This window comes from uncultured Methanobrevibacter sp. (assembly GCF_947169325.1).
Lineage (GTDB): Archaea > Methanobacteriota > Methanobacteria > Methanobacteriales > Methanobacteriaceae > Methanocatella.
Genome location: NZ_CAMVPN010000004.1, coordinates 52651 through 70526, shown reverse-complemented (window position 1 = coordinate 70526; position 17876 = coordinate 52651). Strand labels below are relative to the sequence as shown.

Sequence of the window (17876 nt, the reverse complement as noted above, 5' to 3'; positions counted from 1 at the left end):
TAGGATTAAAAGAAGGCGATGACGTAACCGCTATCATCAAATCAACTGAAGTAATTGTTGGAAAATAAATTTGAAGGAGATGTGTTAAATGCAACTTAGTGGAAGAAACCAATTGAAAGGAAAAGTAACTGCTGTCGAACTCGGAAAAGTAATGGCAAGTATCAAAATCGAAATTGCTGAACCAGATGTTATTACTGCAGCAATTACCAAAGAGTCAGCTGAAAACTTAGGATTAAAAGAAGGCGATGATGTCACTGCTATCATCAAATCTACTGAAGTTATCGTAGGTAAATAAATATAAAGGGGGAGTATTGAATGAAACTTAGTGCAAGAAATCAATTAAATGGTAAAATTACAAATGTCGATCTTGGAGCTGTAATGGCTAACGTTAAAATTGAAATCGCTGAACCTGGTGTGATTACTGCTGTGATTACCAAAGAGTCAGCTGAAAGCTTAGGATTAAAAGAAGGCGATGACGTAACCGCTATCATCAAATCAACTGAAGTAATCATCGGAAAATAGATTTGTATTGTCTGGGGAGATTATATCAAATTTACTGACCTAAAACTTAGGTTTTTTTTCTGACTGTGACGTTCAAATAAAAAAATAGGTTTAGGTTAGTGGGATTAAAATCCTGCTAATCCTAATAAAATAAATATCACGAACAAAATTATTGCTGCTTTTAACAATGTTTTAAGATTCTTGATTACCGCATAAATGATTATGAATAATATTATTATTCTGATAATATTCATCAACATTGCTTATCCACCTGCAAGGATGGTTTTGGTGCCTTCTTCGGAAATCTCTTCTTTTTTGAATTCAACTTCATATTTAACTGTTTCAATAACTTCTTTTAAGGCGTCAAGGGTTTCTCCTCTGTGCGCTCCTAAAACTGCAACCAAAAACAACATGTCGCCGGTGTAAAACTCGCCTATGTAGTGGATTACTGAAATTTCATGAACGTTGTATTTTATTTTTGCGTTTTCGACTATCTTTTCGATTTCCTTTTGGGTTTCGTCTCTGTCAGGGGTGGTCAATATTAACTTTTTCAAATTCATGTTCTCTTCCTTTCCACGAACTATTCCCTCAAAAGTGAATATTGCTCCTGAATAATCAATTTTAGTATTCTTTTTTAAATCTGCAATTAAATCTGCTGTTGTAACCTTATCTTCTTTTGCTTCTATAACTCTTACAACCATTTTTTCATCTCCAGTATTATTATATAAACATCACTATAAATAACTATTGTTATAGTTCACTGATTTCCTTAATGGAGAGATTTTTCATTCTCTCGACACCATCAATTTCAGCCAAAACGTCTGCTGTCGCCTTAGGAACAAGTTCCTGCCAGTCATCGTCTTCCAGAATCCTTCGCCTGACCTCAGTGCCTGACAGATGGAGCCTGTCATAAAGAGGGGGCTGTCTTACTTCAAATCCTTCTTCTGAAAACAGCTGTTTTACTAAAGGATTGCCGGTATATACAATTGAAAATGGAGGGGTCAGCATTTTTACATGTGAAACCCAGATCGCATTGAAATTGATGTCCTGCATCGGAATGATGTAGTATCTGGAAGGATCAACTTCCATTTCCGCCAAAGCCTGGGTTATCATCACAATCCTCTCACCTGCAGTAAAAGGGTCTTTTGCCTCATGGCTTATCTGAGCGCTTCCGATACCAATAATCAGCTCGTCTACTTCTTCTAATATTTTATTGATAACCTGCATATGTCCGTTGTGAACAGGCTGCATTCTACCAATCAATATTGCTCTTGTTTTTTGCATAATTACCACATTAATGATTTAATTATAGTAAACATCAATAACAGTTCTTTTGTTATCGGTTAACTTTACTTTTTTTGATTTAATTGATTTTTTTGTTTGTATTGATTAAAATACTTTTTTAAAGAAACCAAACTATATTAAAGACTTTCAACTAAAATATTAAATGAACAAGTTATGGAGTTTTCATAATGGAAAATAAAAATATGATTATTATTGCAGTGGCAGTCGTCGTAATAATCGCTATTGTCGGCGTTATTTTCGCTACTGGCATGCTAAACGGAAATGGTAATACCCAAACAACTCCTTTCAAAACAGATTTCATGGAAGGAGCTTTTGTCGGAAATGTAACTTTGGAAAACGAATCACAGAAATATATGCACTCCTATCATGACAAGGAGCATGACATAACATACAATATTTCAACTGTAGACAACTCATCAGCATTGATGGAAATCTACGAGCTTCAGGGTGTCACAAATCCTGACGAGCGTTCATTCAACGGAAACGACTGGAAAATCTACTTCACTCAGGCAGTTCCTGGAAATGATACAAACAATACCGATGGAACAATGAACATCATAATCTGCGAGTCACAAGCAGAAAAGCAGGGATATCTGATTTATGCAATTTTCGGTGCAGACAGTAATGTCAACTCAACCGGAAATGCCTTTGGAGAGTCTTATACCAGTTATGTTGAGCCTTTGCTTAAATCCCTAAGTTTAAAGGAAAGCAAAGACGTTCCGGCAATCAATGAGGAATTCGGATTGACTGAAGATGAATTTGCTCAGCAAATGGATCTCATACATCAATATAAGGCAGGAAACGCCTCTGCTCTAGAAGGTTAAGTATGGTTAAAATTACAGTTTTTCATGCAGACGAATGCGACAGAAAGAAATGCACTTCCATCAAGATGGAAAAGCAGGGAAAATGCAGATTGGTCTACAACATCAACAAGATTCCCTCAGGTGCAATAGTTCTAAACCCCTATGCTGAAAAGGCTGTATCATATGAAGACTATAGGTATGTTCACAGGAGAGGAATTGTAGGGCTTGACTGTTCATGGAACGATGTGACAAGCTCCAAAAAATTCTTTTCCCTATCCAAATATCACAGGTCCTTGCCCTTTTTGATAGCGACTAATCCGGTAAACTACGGAAAGCCATGCATACTGTCCACTGTTGAAGCAATTGCCGCAACACTATACATCACCCGTTTTAAGGATGAGGCTCAAAAGTTAATGGATGGCTTTAAATGGGGCCATACCTTTTTGGAGCTTAATCATGATTTGCTTGAAGCCTACAGCGAAGTGGATACAAGCTCTGAAGTAGTCAATGTTCAAAATGAATTTTTAGCTGAAAAAGGTATTGCTCCTGAAGAATAACCTTTTAAAGCTCATGATTCTCTTTTTTTCACATTTTTTTTATCCAAAATTTCACACTGTTCAAAAACCAATAAATTTTGAAATATCCTCAATTTTGTTCATTTTTTTTTAAAAAAATCAGAATTAAAGTATTTGCTTTATGTTAAATTATAAATACTTTCCAATTATAGAATTATTATTATATTTGATTAATGATATTTGAGTTGTGAAATATGAGGTTAAAAAGGATAATGCTGATAACATTCGTGTTGTTGGCCATTTTGACAATAGGAACTGTCAGTGCAAGTGATGACATTGACTTAAATGAAACGCTGACAGCAAGTGACGTTCAGGAAACGATTGACGTTTCTTGTGACGATGACGTTTTAGGCGAAATGAATCCCGAGGACGTTAACATTGAGGTGAGAAACATTGACGGCGAGGATTCAGGCGCCACTTTCGTTGATGTTTTTCTAACGGAAAAGGATGGAAACTTTGTGATATGCAAAGGCGAAGGTGAAGAAACACAGGAAATATATCGCGAAGACATATCCTCTTGCGATAAGGTTGATAAAGATGAAGTATATCATTTGGGTGTTTCCCTTGATGATGTAAACGATTTCATTTCCGAAAACATCAATAATGAAACTAACTTTTATGATATTGTTGCTCCGGGAGATGTTTTAAGATTTGTTTTGGAATATCAGGATGAGGATTTTGCAAAAAGGGAATACCGCGTTGATTTTGACGAGAACAATATTCTCTTCAATGATGCTGGAGGAATTGACGGATTTTTATGGGACAGCGATAATGACGGACCTCTTTATGTCGACTTTGAAGAAAAGGTCATGGACATAAGCCTTCCTGAAGATACAAAAGGAACCATCGTTGTCCAAGTTGAGGATGACGAATTCAAATGGGAAGTCGACAGCAATTATCATGAATGGACTTTAAATGATTTGGGAATCACAGAAGTCGGCAACTATTCAATAGTCGTAAAATATATTGATGAAGAGGATTCAGCGGAAATCATCCGCGAAACCACATTCAACGTAGTGGAATTCAACAACGACGCATTCAGGGCAACAGTCAATTTCGACGAGAAAAAGGTTAAGTTTTTCTGCCCTGACAGCAGTGAAGGAACCATTACAATAACAGTGGAAAGGTATGATGAAGGGCAGGACGACTTCGTCATCATCGATGACTATGGCTACGGCATTTCAAGCGACTATCAGGGCCAATGGAGCGAAATCCCATTTGATGAATTTGAGGTTCCTGTAAACACTGACCTTAGAATCAGATTTGAAGTAAGCGACGACCAGTACAGCTATGAGAAGTATGGTCACGTAAGAGGCAGTGTTGAGATTTACACAGACAATGTGGCAGATAACGGAATTGTCTACAGTGACAATGGAGGTTACATATTGGAAGTCTCTCCCCGTGAAGGATTTGATTCAGGAAGAGTGGAAATCATTGTCAACGGCGTTTCCAGATTCAACGCTAAACTTTATTTCCCTGCAGATTACTATGGCTATTTCTGGTGTTTAAGAACATTAAACATGACAGAACCGGGTGAATATGACGTCACTGTTAAAATCACCACTGAAGAAGGTGAAGAATTTTCTGATTTCAGATTCAATGTCGTTGAATTTAAAAATGACACATTCAGGGCGAAAACAGGTTCTTATATCGAAGATGATGAGGGTAGTGATGTTTTATTCTTCTGTCCGGATGGAGCTTCAGGAATTATTACATTAACTGTAATGCAATGGATAGAAGAGGAAGAGGATGAGGTTCCTGTCGGAGAATACACCTATGAAATCAACAGCACCATGTATAACAAATGGACCGTACTGCATGTATTGCAGGGCGACGATTATAATGCTCACATTAAGGTTGACGATTCTGAAATCCCTATGGAAAGAAATGAAGTTCAAAACATTGACAATTTTGATTTCGAAATTAATGACTGGGGCAATTTGTATGAGGATGAAGTAGTGGCCCGCATATTTGTTCCATTCAACCAAACTGACAGCAATATAACATTCAACATTTACAGCAGCGAAAAAGAACTTGCTTCAATAAAGTTAAGTGAACTTCAGGGAAGAGATTATGAATGGAGAACAACATTCCTGTCTTTAGGATATTACGTATATGATCTCACCTTGGAAGACGTCAATTCATTCGCCACCCTTTCAGATAAAGATGCAGTACTGTTCAATTTAAGTGTCAAACGATCAATAGGTGCTGACGGGGTTCCATATAGATTATATCACATTCAAAAGGACGATGGCCTAATGAGGTTGTATTCATATGAAGCACTCCGTATCGATTTGGTGGAAATCTCACTTGCTGAATATGGCTCTGAGGAGGATGAACCGGCATTATTCAACGTTTCACAGGATGTGGCTCTTATAAAAATGGGGGTTCCGGATGAATTGAATATCACACAAACTGCAGTGGTTCGGATTGAATATGCAGATAATGCATACACTAAAAACATGAAGGATATGGACTGCGAATATCAGTACAATTATCTGGGCAATGTATTCAACATTTTATTAAGTGATTTGAGCCCTGAAAACCTCAAAGACCGGGATGTAATCAATATCACCTTGCTGAATGGCGATGATGTGATCGGCTATAAAACAATCATAGTTTCCGTTAATGAAGATGGATTACTGGCATTTTATGATTTTGAAGAGTCAATTAATCTTGATTTCCACTTTGGTGAAATCGGCCATTCAGAATTTGGAGTGGGCAATTCTGACGGTAATCTGATGATTTTATCAATTCCTGATTATTTAAACGTTACTGAAGGTGCCGTTCAGCTTATTGCAGATGACGGAACAGTGCTATTTTCCAAATCACTGGCTGAATTTGAAGAAAACTTAACAAGCCATGACGGCGTTCAAATCAGGGAATTTAAAATACTGGACAGTCTTGATGAATTCGATTATTCCTGCATTCCTGAAGGAGTTAACTTCACAGCGGCATTCACTTATGGAAACACCACATTATCATTCAGTAAAGGAGTTAGGAAAGGCAATGAGCTCTATCATATTTCCACTCCAGCAGACGTATCCAAATTATTCAAAGTCACAGTTTCTGAAGGAATATTATGTGACGGCGAAGCAAATGCAATAATTATTGAAGCAACAGACGACGCAAACAGGCAAAGCATTGTAATTGACATTGGCGGAGGATACTTTGCGGTCTATGTAAACGGCAAAAAGGTTGAAGACCTGGGAAGACTGGTTCGTGTCAACAATGAAACAGAACTCGAACTGTTCCGTTTATGCTCCAACTATCAAGGAACATCTAAATTATACATTTACTTGCCTGACATTAACGTCACAGAAAATGGCGAATACAATATTAGAGTTACATATGTCTCTCAAGAGTGGGATTTCCACGAGGATGTTGAAACAGAACTGTTCAACAAAAACATTACACTGACATCAAACGTCAAGGTAAACTACCAGAACGGCACTACCAGATTGTTTACCGGATACGGATTCGATCCGGTACTGATGTATCTTGATACATACTATGACGACATCAGCACAACAAACGGTACAATCACTGTTTTCAACTCAAAAGGAACTCAAATACTGTCAAAAAGCATCAGAGAATTAAATTATGACAACGGACGCTACTACTTAAGCTATTCCGACTTTGAAAACAAGGACTTCGGAGACAACATCACTGTAAAATATTCAAACGGTAATGAAAGGGACGGTGAAACCACACTTGACGTGCTGTGGAAGGATGTCGAGTCCGATGATTTCGCACCTACAGTAAACAGTGATGTGGATGATTACTATGGCGATTTCATAAACATGGACATTCCGGATGCACTTAACGACGGTCAAATCATTGTCACCATCAAATTCAAAAACAATCACGGATCCACAATATCAAACATGAACGTAACAACAGACTTTGACAGTCAGGCTGTTTACAGATTTAATGTGGCAGACATTAAGGCAAGCACTGAAAACGGAGACTTGAATCTTGCACTGTCAGATTTGGGATTCTATGAAACAAACGGAGCATATGACATTGACGTTAAATTCACAGCAGACGGAAATGATATTCTTGATGTTGTAAACAGTTCCATAGATGTCAAGTTTTCAGAGGAAATTCTCATAAGCATCAATGACACATCAAGATACACCATGGAATTGCCGTTTGCAAGCGCTCGTGTATTCGAACCTATTTCCGCTTACGGCGAACTCTACATTGATGGAGTCCTCTATTCACACAAAATCTTCGAAAAAGGTTTGATAACATTCTATTCATCTCCTCAATGGGCTGTTGGAAATCACACAGCAGAACTACGGGTTTGTGACAGCGAGTTTGGAACAGTTTTAAACTCATCTGAAACATCATTCGAAACCTTGGCTCAAAGCGGGGACGTTGAAGTCAGCATAGACTCCGCAGTCAAGGAAAATGAAAATGCAATCGTTGAAATTGACGTTCCAAAAGACGGCGATGTATTCATCCAGATTGACAATGGTGAAAAGGTTAAATACACATTGAAAAAAGGCAGCAATACAGTTGATTTGGGCATTTTAGCCTATGGAAACCACACAATCTACGTTTCATACAACACAACCCTTGAAGACGGCAGCGTTTCATTCTACAATAACTATCTATCATTGTTTGTAGGAGATGACGGCCACTGGCTTAACTTGCCTGAACCTCTTGTATTGGACAATGATGATACTGTTAAAATGAACTTCGGAAGTGACGCCAAAGGTAACGTAAGCCTCACGATCGACGGTGTTGAAGTTGCAAACATGGAACTTGTGAACGGTTCAGCCGAACTGACACTTACAGACTACTTCACAGGCGTGGACAAATACGGAGAGCACACATACAACATTACCTATTCAGGTGATGATACTCATGACGGCCTTTCAAAGGCAGGCGTATTCAATGTGACATACCTCTTTAAGGATAATCTGATTAAGGAAGGCTTCCCATTAAGGGAATATTACACCATCATAATCACATTGCCTGGCGATGCAAAGGGAACAGTGCAACTGGTCACTGAAAATAAGAAATTGTCTTCACAGGTCAGTAACGGTCAGGCAGCATTCGAAGTCGACGGTTTGGACATAGGAGAGCATGACATTACCGTAAGCTATTCAGGGGATGACAAATACCCTGCCACAAGTTACAGCAACATTTTAAACGTTTCATATTATGCAGTTGTCGGAATTTTAGGAGAAGGCAAACGCATAGTCAGCCTCACACTTCCGGCAAATGCAACAGGCAATTTGATAGTCTACAATGACAATACCGCTTCACAATTATGTTCAGTACCTGTCGTCAACGGAAAAGCCAGTGCAGATTTAAGCCAGGTATCCGTCGGCAAATACGAGCTGAGGGCAGTATATGACGGAAGCGATTATGATGTCAGGTCATTTGCAACAGAATTCGACGTATTGCCTGAAATATACATCAGCCAGGACATTGTCATCGGCCAAACAGGACAGATATTTGTCGATTTGGATAATTCCACAGGCCATCTCCTGGTTTTGGTTGAAGGAATATCCCCTAAACTTCTAGAGATAACTGACGGCAAGATCAACTACACATTCGACACTGAAGGAATGTCTAAAGGAAACCACACAGTCAACTTCCAGTACTTCGGAAACAGCTTTGACGGAAACATCTTCTACGCTGTAAACAAGGATACAGGCTATCCAATGCCGATAAATTACAATATGCATCTGCTTCCAAAAGACCCTTCCGTTAATATGACCTCAGGCGACGATTGGATTATAGTTGATTGCGGTAATGCAACAGGTACAATCGAGTTATATGTAAACGGAGTCAAGGAAGGTGTGTTTAATATTGTAAACGGTATCGCAATGATTGACATGTCCAACTTCAGGGACGGCAATTACAACCTCACATTCAAATATTCCGGTGACAGCATCTACGACGGCTTCACCAGGGAATTGAACATGGATGTGGTCCATAAGGTTCCAACAATCACTGCCAAAAACACCAATGTTCTCTACACTGCAAAAGGAAAGTATTCCGTCACTGTCCGTGATGAAGAGGGAAATCTTGTAAGCGGAACAAAAGTGTCATTTGTAATCGGAGGCAAGGTTTATGGCACTGCAAAAACCAACAGCAAAGGTGTTGCAAGCATTGTCATCGGCAAAAACCCAGGAACCTACAAAATCACCGCAAAAGCCTTAGGTGTCAATGTTACAAAAACACTGACTGTAAAACACCTTGTAACACTTAAGAAGGTCACTGTCAAAAGGTCTGCCAAAAGCCTTGTATTGACTGCAACATTAAGCAAAGTCAACAAGAAATATCTCAAAAACAAGAAGATTACCTTCAAGTTCAACGGCAAGAAGTACACAGCAAAAACCAACAAAAAAGGAGTTGCAAAGGTAACCATCAAATCAACAGTCCTCAAAAAGCTCAAGGTCGGCAAGAAGGTAACCTATCAGGCAACATACATAAAAGACACTGTCAAAAAGAGTATTAAAGTTAAAAAGTAAATGCGATGTCATTTGCTTTCTTTTTTTTATTTTTTCATTTAATTCTTGATGAAATGATATTATTTATGCTTGATTCTGAATAAAATGCATTCATTTTCCATTAAAACCACTATATATTTATATTTCATTATTAAAAATAATATTATATTTAGTTGATATTAGGTGGAAAACATGAAGATAACAAAGATTTTAATCGTTGTTTTATTAATTATTTTAACGATGTGTGCTGTAAGTGCATCCGATGATAATGTAACTTCAGATTCACTGGCAGTTGGTGGTGATGAAGCTTTACAAATCGATATGAATTCCGATATAATTGCTGATGGTAATGCATCCGGATCTTTCAGCGATTTGAATAAGATTATCAGTAACAGTAAACGTGGAGATGTAATTCAGCTGGATAAGGATTATCTATACAACAACACTACTGATTCCAGCTTTAAAGATGGAATTGAAATATCCAAAAGGATAACTGTTTATGGACAGGGACATGAAATTGACGGTTCCAATCTCGCTAGGATATTTGATGTACGAGCAAATAGTGTAACCTTAAAGAATATTAGCTTTGTCAACGCTTACGCTTCTGATGCAGGAGGAGCAATTAATGGTGGTGAAAGATTATCCGTCACTGATTGCAGTTTTGAAAACTGTACTGGAGGTGATGGTGGTGCTGTGAGTGCCGGTGATATTTCCATATCCGGTTGCAGTTTCACTGATTGTGTTCGAATTCGAGGAGGAGAATATGGTGGTGGCGGTGCTTTAAGCCTGTATGGCGCTACTGTTTCTAACTGTAGTTTTGTGAATTGCTATTCTGACTGTGAAGCAGGTGCAATCAGGGTTGTAGACAATTATAAAATATCCAATTGTAATTTTGTAAATTGTTCTGCTACTAATGAAACTGGTGCCCTTCGTTTGTACGATAAAGGTACTGTAGCGGGTTGCAGCTTTGTGAATTGTTCCGCTACTAATGGATTTGGAGCTATTTATTCAAACGGTAACGGTCCTGTTTCCGTATCCAATTGCAGTTTTACCAACTGTTCCTCATTAGAGGGTTATTGTGGTGCGGTTTGTTTAACTGATGAGGATTGGACTATTTCTGACTGTAACTTTACAGGTTGTTCTGCTTATCATGCAGGAGGTGCTCTTGAGTTATGTGGAAAAGGAATAGCTTCAAATTGCTGCTTTGTGGATTGTTATTCTACTGAAGGTGGAGGAGCTATTGATATCTGGAATGATGATGACCATGATAATGAAAAGCACCTCATTCAGATAGTGGATTGCAGTTTTGTGAGATGCTCTTCTCAAAATATTTCAGGTGCAATTTGGGGACGTCTTCATTATAGTTCACTTTCTGATTGTACTTTTATAAACTGTTCTGTTACAGGTTCCGATACCAATGGTGGAGGCGCAGTTTGGGGTGCTTTCACATCCATATCTGATTGTAGCTTTGAGAATTGTTCAGCAGATAATGCTGCTGCTCTTGTTATAGGGCCTGAACCTGATGTGGATATGCCTGAATCTGATGTGGATAATCATCTTCGTTATGTTTCCAACTGTAGTTTTGTAAATTGTTATTCATATAATCAGGGAGGAGCAATTAGTGCTGGTGATAATGTTATTGTCTCTAATTGTAGTTTTAAAAGGTGTATATCTGAAGGTGATAATAATGCAATCCGTGCAGGTAATAATGTCAGCATTTATGACTGCAGTTTTATAGATTGTTCTTCTAAAGTTGGGGTTGGCGAAATTTGTTTTTTTGGTGCATATAATGGTGTTGTATCCAGATGTACTTTTGTGAATTCTACTTCAGAAAATGGTGCAATTCAATTATATAATGGCTTTAATCATCGTGTTTCGGATTGTAGTTTTGTGAATTGTTATGCTTATGGTGATGCAGGAGCAATTTATTTTGGTTCTGAAAATAGTGTTATTGAAAAATGTAGTTTTGTAAATTGTATTGCTGAAAATAATGGTGGTGCAATTTGGTTTAACTCCAGGAATGGCAATATTGTTGAGTGTACTTTTGAAGGATGTACTGCGGATAATGGTGGCGCAATATTTGCAGATGGTGAAAACCTTACTATATCCAACACTCTATTCAAGAGCAATACCGCTTATGATAGGGGCGGTGGAGCAATTTTCAGCTGGCATGATTTAACTATTGATAATTCCACATTCGTTGATAATTTTGCTGATAACTGCAATGGAGGTGCTCTTTACCTGAATGATAAAATCATTGTTAAGAATTCCACATTTAAAGGTAATAAGGCATATCAAGGAAATTCAATCTGGACAAGTGAAAGCAACCTGACTGCTGTTTCAAACAATTTCATGCTTGCAAAAGGTGAAAGCAGGGATGATATTCTTTATGGCATTCCTTTGAAAAGCATTAGGAATGACAATTATGTTTATCTGGGTGACCGTCTGATTGTCGAGCCGGATATTGATATTTCATGCAGTGACATTATCGTCGGTGAAAATGAGAACGTTAATGTGGTTCTTCCAAGCGATGCCACCGGCAAGGTGACATTAACATTATCTAGTTTCGGCAAAACCATTAAAACTTCAACTTTTGATTTGGAGAAAGGAATTCCTTCAGAGGTTTATTCCAATTTGGCTTTAGGAGTCTATACTGTCAATGTTCAGTATGTAGGTGACGTTAACTATTATGATACTTCAAAAGTGGCAACTTTCACTGTAAGGCCTAAGGTTGAAATTGCTAAAAATGTCACTGTCGGTGGCGATGTTGCAATTTCCATGGACTTTGCTGATGCTGAAGGTAATATAGTAGTTCTTGTTGACGGTAAAAAGGATTCTGTTGTGCCGATTAAAAATAATAAGATTGATTATGTTTTAAAAACTGGCAGTCTTATTGCAAGAAACCACACAGTAACCTTCCAGTATGAGGGAAACAGCTTTGATAATGCAATATTCAACCAGACTGGTGGAAATATTCCATTTGAGTATGAGATGTATTTGGATCCGAAGGAAATTACTATTAAGGAGGAAAAACTTGGTTCTACTGATGTGGGTGTTGTCGTTTTGGAATTGCCTAAAACGGCTACAGGTACTGTAGGAGCATTTGTCAATGGTGTTCAGGTTGATGTCCTGGGCTTTATGGACGGAATTGCTCAAATAGATTTGTCCCAATTCAAGAACGGAAACTATAATGTGGTCTTTGAATATTCTGGTGATGAAATATATGACAGTTTCACTAAAGAGATGCAGGTTACAGTCAACATCAAGGTTTCCAAAATCACAGCAAGCAACGGAAATGTTGTCTATGCTTCCAATGGAAAATATTCCGTTAAGGTATATGGTGGAGACTATAAGCTTGCCAAAAACATAAAAGTGACATTCCTCATCAACAACAAGGTATATAAAACCGCAACTTCCGATAAAAACGGTGTTGCAAGCATTGTCATAGACAAGACTCCAGGTTCATATCAGATAACCGCAAAGGCATACAACGTCAATGTGACAAAAACACTGACCGTAAAACATCTGGTTACCTTAAAATCAGCCACTGTCAAAAGGTCAGCTAAAAGCCTAGTTCTTCAGGCATCCCTGGGAAAAGTCGCAGGCAAATACCTTAAAAACAAAAAAATCACATTCACCTTCAACGGCAAAAAATACACAGCAAAAACCAATGCCAAAGGTGTTGCAAAGGTAACCATCAAATCAACAGTCCTCAAAAAGCTCAAGGCAGGTAAAAAGGTAACCTATCAGGCAACATACTCTAAAGACACTGTCAAAAAGACTGTAGCCGTTAAAAAATAAGGAAGTCATCTTCTTTATTTTTTTCTATTTTTTTAATTAAAGTTTTTTCTTTATTCGTTTTAAATACTTATTTGGACAAAATAATGACTGAATAAGGATTATTTGAATATATTTAAATATTGTAAATAATATAAAGTTAAATATTAAGACAATTTTGTAATGTTTTTTTATACGATTAGGGGGTTTTACTTATCATATCTAAAAAACACGTCATATGTTTATTATTAATCATTATGACCATAGCACTTGTATCTCATGTAAGTGCAAGCGATGAAACGGTCAGTGATGAAATAATTTCACAGGATTTCACAGGAGAAGTCATAAGTGTTGAAGAGTCTCCTGTAATCAGTTCCAATTACACTCCTAGCGATGCTTCTGATTTGCAGAACTGCATAAACAGTGCAAATGATGGGGACACAATCATACTTAACGGAACTTATAATTTGAAAGACACAATCAACATTGACAAAGGAGTTACCCTTGTTGGTGTTGGTGAAGGTGCTTTAATTAAGAAAGATAATTTTAACTTTTATAAAATAAGATATTTCAATATAACTGCTTCCAATGTGGTTTTGAAAAATCTGAACTTCGTTGACGGTCAAAACCAATATGGTGGTGCTATCTATTGGGGAGGAGACAATGGTAGTGTCATTGACTGTGAATTTAAAGGCAATCTGGTAGTGAATGACGGTTTTGGTGGAGCAATAATGGCTGCAGGAAAGAATTTCCATGCTGTAGACTCCTCATTTATAAATAACAGGGCAACCAAAGGTACTGGAGGTGCCATCAGCATTCATGGCGATGGCGCTGTAATAAGCAACTGTCATTTTGAGGACAATAAGGTCGATAAGGGTTCAGCAGGAGCAATTGCATTATTTGCAAGCAACTGTATTGTGGAAAACTGTAACTTCACCAATAATTACTGCACTGATTTTGGAGGGGCAGTTGTCGCATATAACAAGGCCAATAAGGTAATCCGATCCATATTCAGAAGCAATGCTGTTAAAGATAATGGGTCTGACAATAAAGGCGGAGGAGCCATCTTCAGCGATTGTGAGGATTTCATTGTAGAAAACTGTACTTTTGAATACAATTCAGCTCCTAATGCATTCGGTGGGGCAATTTACGTATCCAAACACAACATTATCAGAAACTCCACTTTCACAAACAACAAGGCTCTTCTTGGAAATGCAATTTACGGCTCTTCATTTTCAAATGTGATATCAAATTACTTTGCACTTGCATATAACGAAACCGAAGGCGATGCTGTGCATGTGGCAGAACTGACAGAATTCAACAATACCTTTGAAATAGTCAAGGAGGATTCAAGCGTTACATTCATCAGCGCAGGTATGGTTTTCGAATATCTCACTTCCGGATCAATTTACATAACCGTTGAAGGGGGAACAGTTGTCCGTGAAAACATTTCTGTTGTGGACCATAAGGAAGCCAAAATCTCTTTTGAGGATAACGTTCTGGTTGTTTCAGGATTGGCTGTCGGCAACTATACATTGCGCGTAATAACCACTCCTGACGAGGCACACAATTCCGTTGAAAGCGAACTGCCGATAATTGTCAAAAAAGCAACTGCGGTAATCTCCGCTTCCAAAGTGACTGTTGCCCTGAAAAGAGGAACATTATGGACTATTAAACTAATAGACTCCAATAGCAAAAAGCCTATTTCCAATATGGCAATCAAATTGAAGGTTTATACCAACGGCAAATATAAGACCGTGACCTTAAAGACAAATTCCAAAGGGGTAGCCAGTTACCAGACTAAAAACTTGGCTAAAGGATATCATAAGGTAGTTGTCAGTGCAACTCATGCAGGATATAACTTCAATACATTGACATCTTCAATCAGTGTCATAAAACCGACCCAGGTAACATTTAAGGTCAAATCAGCAACCAAAAAGGACGGTTCAAGATTGTCAATCACAGTTTATAACAAGGCTACCAAAAAGCAGATTAACGGAGTCAAGGTCAAACTATTGATTTATACAGGCAAGACCTATAAAACCGTAACCTTAAAATCCAAAACCCACAACGGATATAAGGGAGTTTGCGGATATGGTGCAAACATTTTCTCCGTCGGCACTCACAAGGTTGTAATAAAGCCGGTTGATATCAAATACGATGGATCTGCCAGCTCAAAAATGGTGATTAAAAAGTCAGCCAAAAAAATTCCGGCATGGAGCAAGAAAATAACAGGATAGATTACGATAAAGATTATTAATATTATGTTTTAAGGGAGATTAAAATGAACAGAAGGATATTATTGCTTTTACTTATTTTAGTAAGCGTCTGTGCAATGTCGCATGTAAGCGCTGCAGATAATTCCGATTATCTTGCAGTGGACAATTCAAGCGATATTGAAATGCAGATTATGGATGAGGCTATAAGTGATGATGTGTCATTCGAAGCCTTGAAAGTGGATGAAAATAGTGCTGATGAAGAAATCGGTGCAAAAGCCATAGATTATAGGAACATTCAAAGTATCATTGACGGTTCTGAAGAGGGAGATACGGTTTATCTTAATGGAACCTATATCTGTGACTATCTGGTAAACATCAACAAGACTGTTAACATCATCGGAAGGGATGATGGTGCTGTTATCAAGTTATCCGATGAATATAAGGAATATAACACTCCGTTTTTCAATGTCAATGCTCCTAATGTGAGAATGACCAATGTTAAATTTGTTGGAGGTCTTTTCTTATTCGGAGGAGCCCTTACATGGCAGGGCGATAATGGTGAGATAAAAAATTGTGAATTCACAGATAACATTGCAAGTAGTGAAGAAAACGGTATTGGCGGAGCTATCCTGTTATATGGACAAAACTGTCTTATGGAAAACTGCGTTTTCAAAAACAATCATGCATATCAGCATGGTGGTGCTGTCCTCTGGTATGGTGACAATGGACGTATCAGGGATTGCGTATTCCAGGACAACAGGGCTTCAGGTAATAAAGGATGGGGTGGAGCTTTAATGCTCTATGCAGATGACTGCATCGTCAACAACTGTACTTTCATAAACAATACATGTACTGATTACGGTGGAGCAATTGCAATTCACAACATGACCAATAAGATTGTAAACTGTCATTTTGAAGGAAATACCGTTTTGAATAATGTGACCTATAAGGACGGAAAAAGTGAAGTGCAGGGAGGTGCTGCAGTATTCAGTACCTGTGTCGGATTGATAATTGATAACTGTAGGTTCTTTAACAACCGTGCTTCCAACGCTTTAGGAGGAGCCCTCAGTTTAAGCATAAACAATACTGTAACACGTTGCACATTCAAGGGAAATGATGCTTTGCTCGGAAGGGATATATTGGCTTCATCATCTTCAACCATTTCATTAAACTATATTGTCTTGGACTTCAACGAAACCAAATCACAATCAGTTTATGGAGTAAGTGCTGATGAACCTAAATTAAACAACATATTTGAGATAACCAAAATCAATTCATCAGTTACATTCAGTGCAGGTATGGTTTTCAAATACGCCCAATCAGGTACAATCGGTGTTGTAGTTGAAGGGGGAATTCTTGAAGAAAAAAACATCAGGGTCTTGAACCATCCGGAAGCCAAAATAAATTACACAAATAATACTCTGGTGGTTTCAGGATTGGATGTTGGGGAATACATTTTACGAGTTACCACAACTCCGGATTCCCTTCACAATGCTGTGGAAAGTGATTTGGCAATAACCGTTCAAAGATCAACTGCAGCAATCAAAGCTTCCAAAATGACTGTGGCTTTGAATAAGGCAACATTGTGGACAATAAAATTGATTGATACAGAAACAGGTCTGCCTATTCCTAAAATGAAAGTTACTTTAAAAGTTTATACCGGAAGCAAATTCAAAACAGTAACATTAACAACAAATAGTAACGGGGAAGCCACCTATCAAACCAAAAGCCTGGCCAAAGGCAGCCACAAGGTGATTGTCAATGCGGCTCACACAGGATATTCCTTCAAGGCCGTGACATCTTCAATCAGTGTCATAAAACCGACAGCATTGAAATTTAAAGTTAAGGCGGTACATGCTAAAGACGGTTCAACATTGTCTATCACCGTTACAAATAAGGCCACTAAAAAGCCTGTAAACGGCATCAAAGTCAAATTGAAGGTATACACCGGCAAGACATTCAAAACCATAACTTTAAAGACCAAAACCAACAAGGGATATAAAGGCGTTTGCGGATACGGTACAAATACATTGTCCGTTGGCACTCACAAGGTTGTCATAAGTCCGGTTGAAATTAAATACAGCGGATCTGCCAATTCCAAAATGGTTATCAAATCATCTGCTAAAAAACGTCCGTCCTGGACACACAAGATAGGATAATATTTTATATTATTCTTCTTTTTTCTTTTTTTCTTTAAATATAAAGCAATCTGTTTAATCAAGC

The 17876-nt window shown here is 38.0% G+C and carries 10 protein-coding genes; 8 read left to right on the top strand and 2 right to left on the bottom strand.

Annotation, left to right across the window (positions count from 1 at the left end):
- Positions 1-88 precede the first annotated feature (88 nt).
- Both Q0W26_RS01345 and Q0W26_RS01340 read left to right on the top strand, forming a co-directional pair.
- On the top strand, positions 89-295 hold the full coding sequence (locus tag Q0W26_RS01345; RefSeq protein WP_298521613.1) for a molybdopterin-binding protein: 207 nt from the start codon (positions 89-91) through the stop codon (positions 293-295).
- 20 nt (positions 296-315) lie between these two features.
- Positions 316-522, top strand: a complete 207-nt coding sequence (locus tag Q0W26_RS01340; RefSeq protein WP_298521611.1) for a molybdopterin-binding protein — start codon at positions 316-318, stop codon at positions 520-522.
- Between the two features lie 242 nt (positions 523-764).
- Here Q0W26_RS01340 and Q0W26_RS01335 read toward each other — a convergent pair whose 3' ends face one another.
- The gene (locus Q0W26_RS01335) at positions 765-1202 is read right to left on the bottom strand and encodes a molybdenum cofactor biosynthesis protein MoaE (RefSeq protein WP_298521610.1); all 438 of its coding nucleotides are present in this window, start codon (positions 1200-1202) and stop codon (positions 765-767) included.
- A 49-nt stretch (positions 1203-1251) separates the two neighbouring features.
- Positions 1252-1785, bottom strand: a complete 534-nt coding sequence (locus tag Q0W26_RS01330) for a nicotinamide-nucleotide adenylyltransferase (protein ID WP_298521609.1) — start codon at positions 1783-1785, stop codon at positions 1252-1254.
- Positions 1786-1973: 188 nt separating this feature from the next.
- Between Q0W26_RS01330 and Q0W26_RS01325 the strand changes: the two genes are divergently transcribed.
- The 6 genes from Q0W26_RS01325 (at position 1974) to Q0W26_RS01300 (ending at position 17812) form a co-directional block, all read left to right on the top strand.
- Positions 1974-2630, top strand: coding sequence for a hypothetical protein (locus Q0W26_RS01325; RefSeq protein ID WP_298521607.1), 657 nt, complete (start codon positions 1974-1976; stop codon positions 2628-2630).
- Between the two features lie 2 nt (positions 2631-2632).
- Positions 2633-3166: a DUF367 family protein gene (locus Q0W26_RS01320; RefSeq protein WP_298521605.1), complete on the top strand. Its 534-nt coding sequence runs from the start codon at positions 2633-2635 to the stop codon at positions 3164-3166.
- 212 nt (positions 3167-3378) lie between these two features.
- A complete protein-coding gene (locus tag Q0W26_RS01315) occupies positions 3379-9678 on the top strand; it encodes an Ig-like domain repeat protein (protein WP_298521604.1) in 6300 nt (2099 codons plus the stop codon).
- A gap of 171 nt (positions 9679-9849) precedes the next feature.
- On the top strand, positions 9850-13458 hold the full coding sequence (locus tag Q0W26_RS01310; protein ID WP_298521603.1) for a right-handed parallel beta-helix repeat-containing protein: 3609 nt from the start codon (positions 9850-9852) through the stop codon (positions 13456-13458).
- A 233-nt stretch (positions 13459-13691) separates the two neighbouring features.
- Complete coding sequence (locus tag Q0W26_RS01305; RefSeq protein ID WP_298521601.1) at positions 13692-15674, top strand: right-handed parallel beta-helix repeat-containing protein; 1983 nt, start codon at positions 13692-13694, stop codon at positions 15672-15674.
- Positions 15675-15718: 44 nt separating this feature from the next.
- Positions 15719-17812: a hypothetical protein gene (locus tag Q0W26_RS01300; protein ID WP_298521600.1), complete on the top strand. Its 2094-nt coding sequence runs from the start codon at positions 15719-15721 to the stop codon at positions 17810-17812.
- Positions 17813-17876: the final 64 nt, after the last annotated feature.

Excerpts from the sequence above, each read along its gene's own strand:
- Q0W26_RS01345 (WP_298521613.1), top strand. The coding sequence starts at position 89 with ATGCAACTTAGTGGAAGAAACCAATTGAAAGGAAAAGTAACTGCTGTC.
- Q0W26_RS01340 (WP_298521611.1), top strand. The coding sequence starts at position 316 with ATGAAACTTAGTGCAAGAAATCAATTAAATGGTAAAATTACAAATGTC.
- Q0W26_RS01335 (WP_298521610.1), bottom strand. The coding sequence starts at position 1,202 with ATGGTTGTAAGAGTTATAGAAGCAAAAGAAGATAAGGTTACAACAGCA.
- Q0W26_RS01330 (WP_298521609.1), bottom strand. The coding sequence starts at position 1,785 with ATGCAAAAAACAAGAGCAATATTGATTGGTAGAATGCAGCCTGTTCAC.
- Q0W26_RS01325 (WP_298521607.1), top strand. The coding sequence starts at position 1,974 with ATGGAAAATAAAAATATGATTATTATTGCAGTGGCAGTCGTCGTAATA.
- Q0W26_RS01320 (WP_298521605.1), top strand. The coding sequence starts at position 2,633 with ATGGTTAAAATTACAGTTTTTCATGCAGACGAATGCGACAGAAAGAAA.
- Q0W26_RS01315 (WP_298521604.1), top strand. The coding sequence starts at position 3,379 with ATGAGGTTAAAAAGGATAATGCTGATAACATTCGTGTTGTTGGCCATT.
- Q0W26_RS01310 (WP_298521603.1), top strand. The coding sequence starts at position 9,850 with ATGAAGATAACAAAGATTTTAATCGTTGTTTTATTAATTATTTTAACG.
- Q0W26_RS01305 (WP_298521601.1), top strand. The coding sequence starts at position 13,692 with ATGACCATAGCACTTGTATCTCATGTAAGTGCAAGCGATGAAACGGTC.
- Q0W26_RS01300 (WP_298521600.1), top strand. The coding sequence starts at position 15,719 with ATGAACAGAAGGATATTATTGCTTTTACTTATTTTAGTAAGCGTCTGT.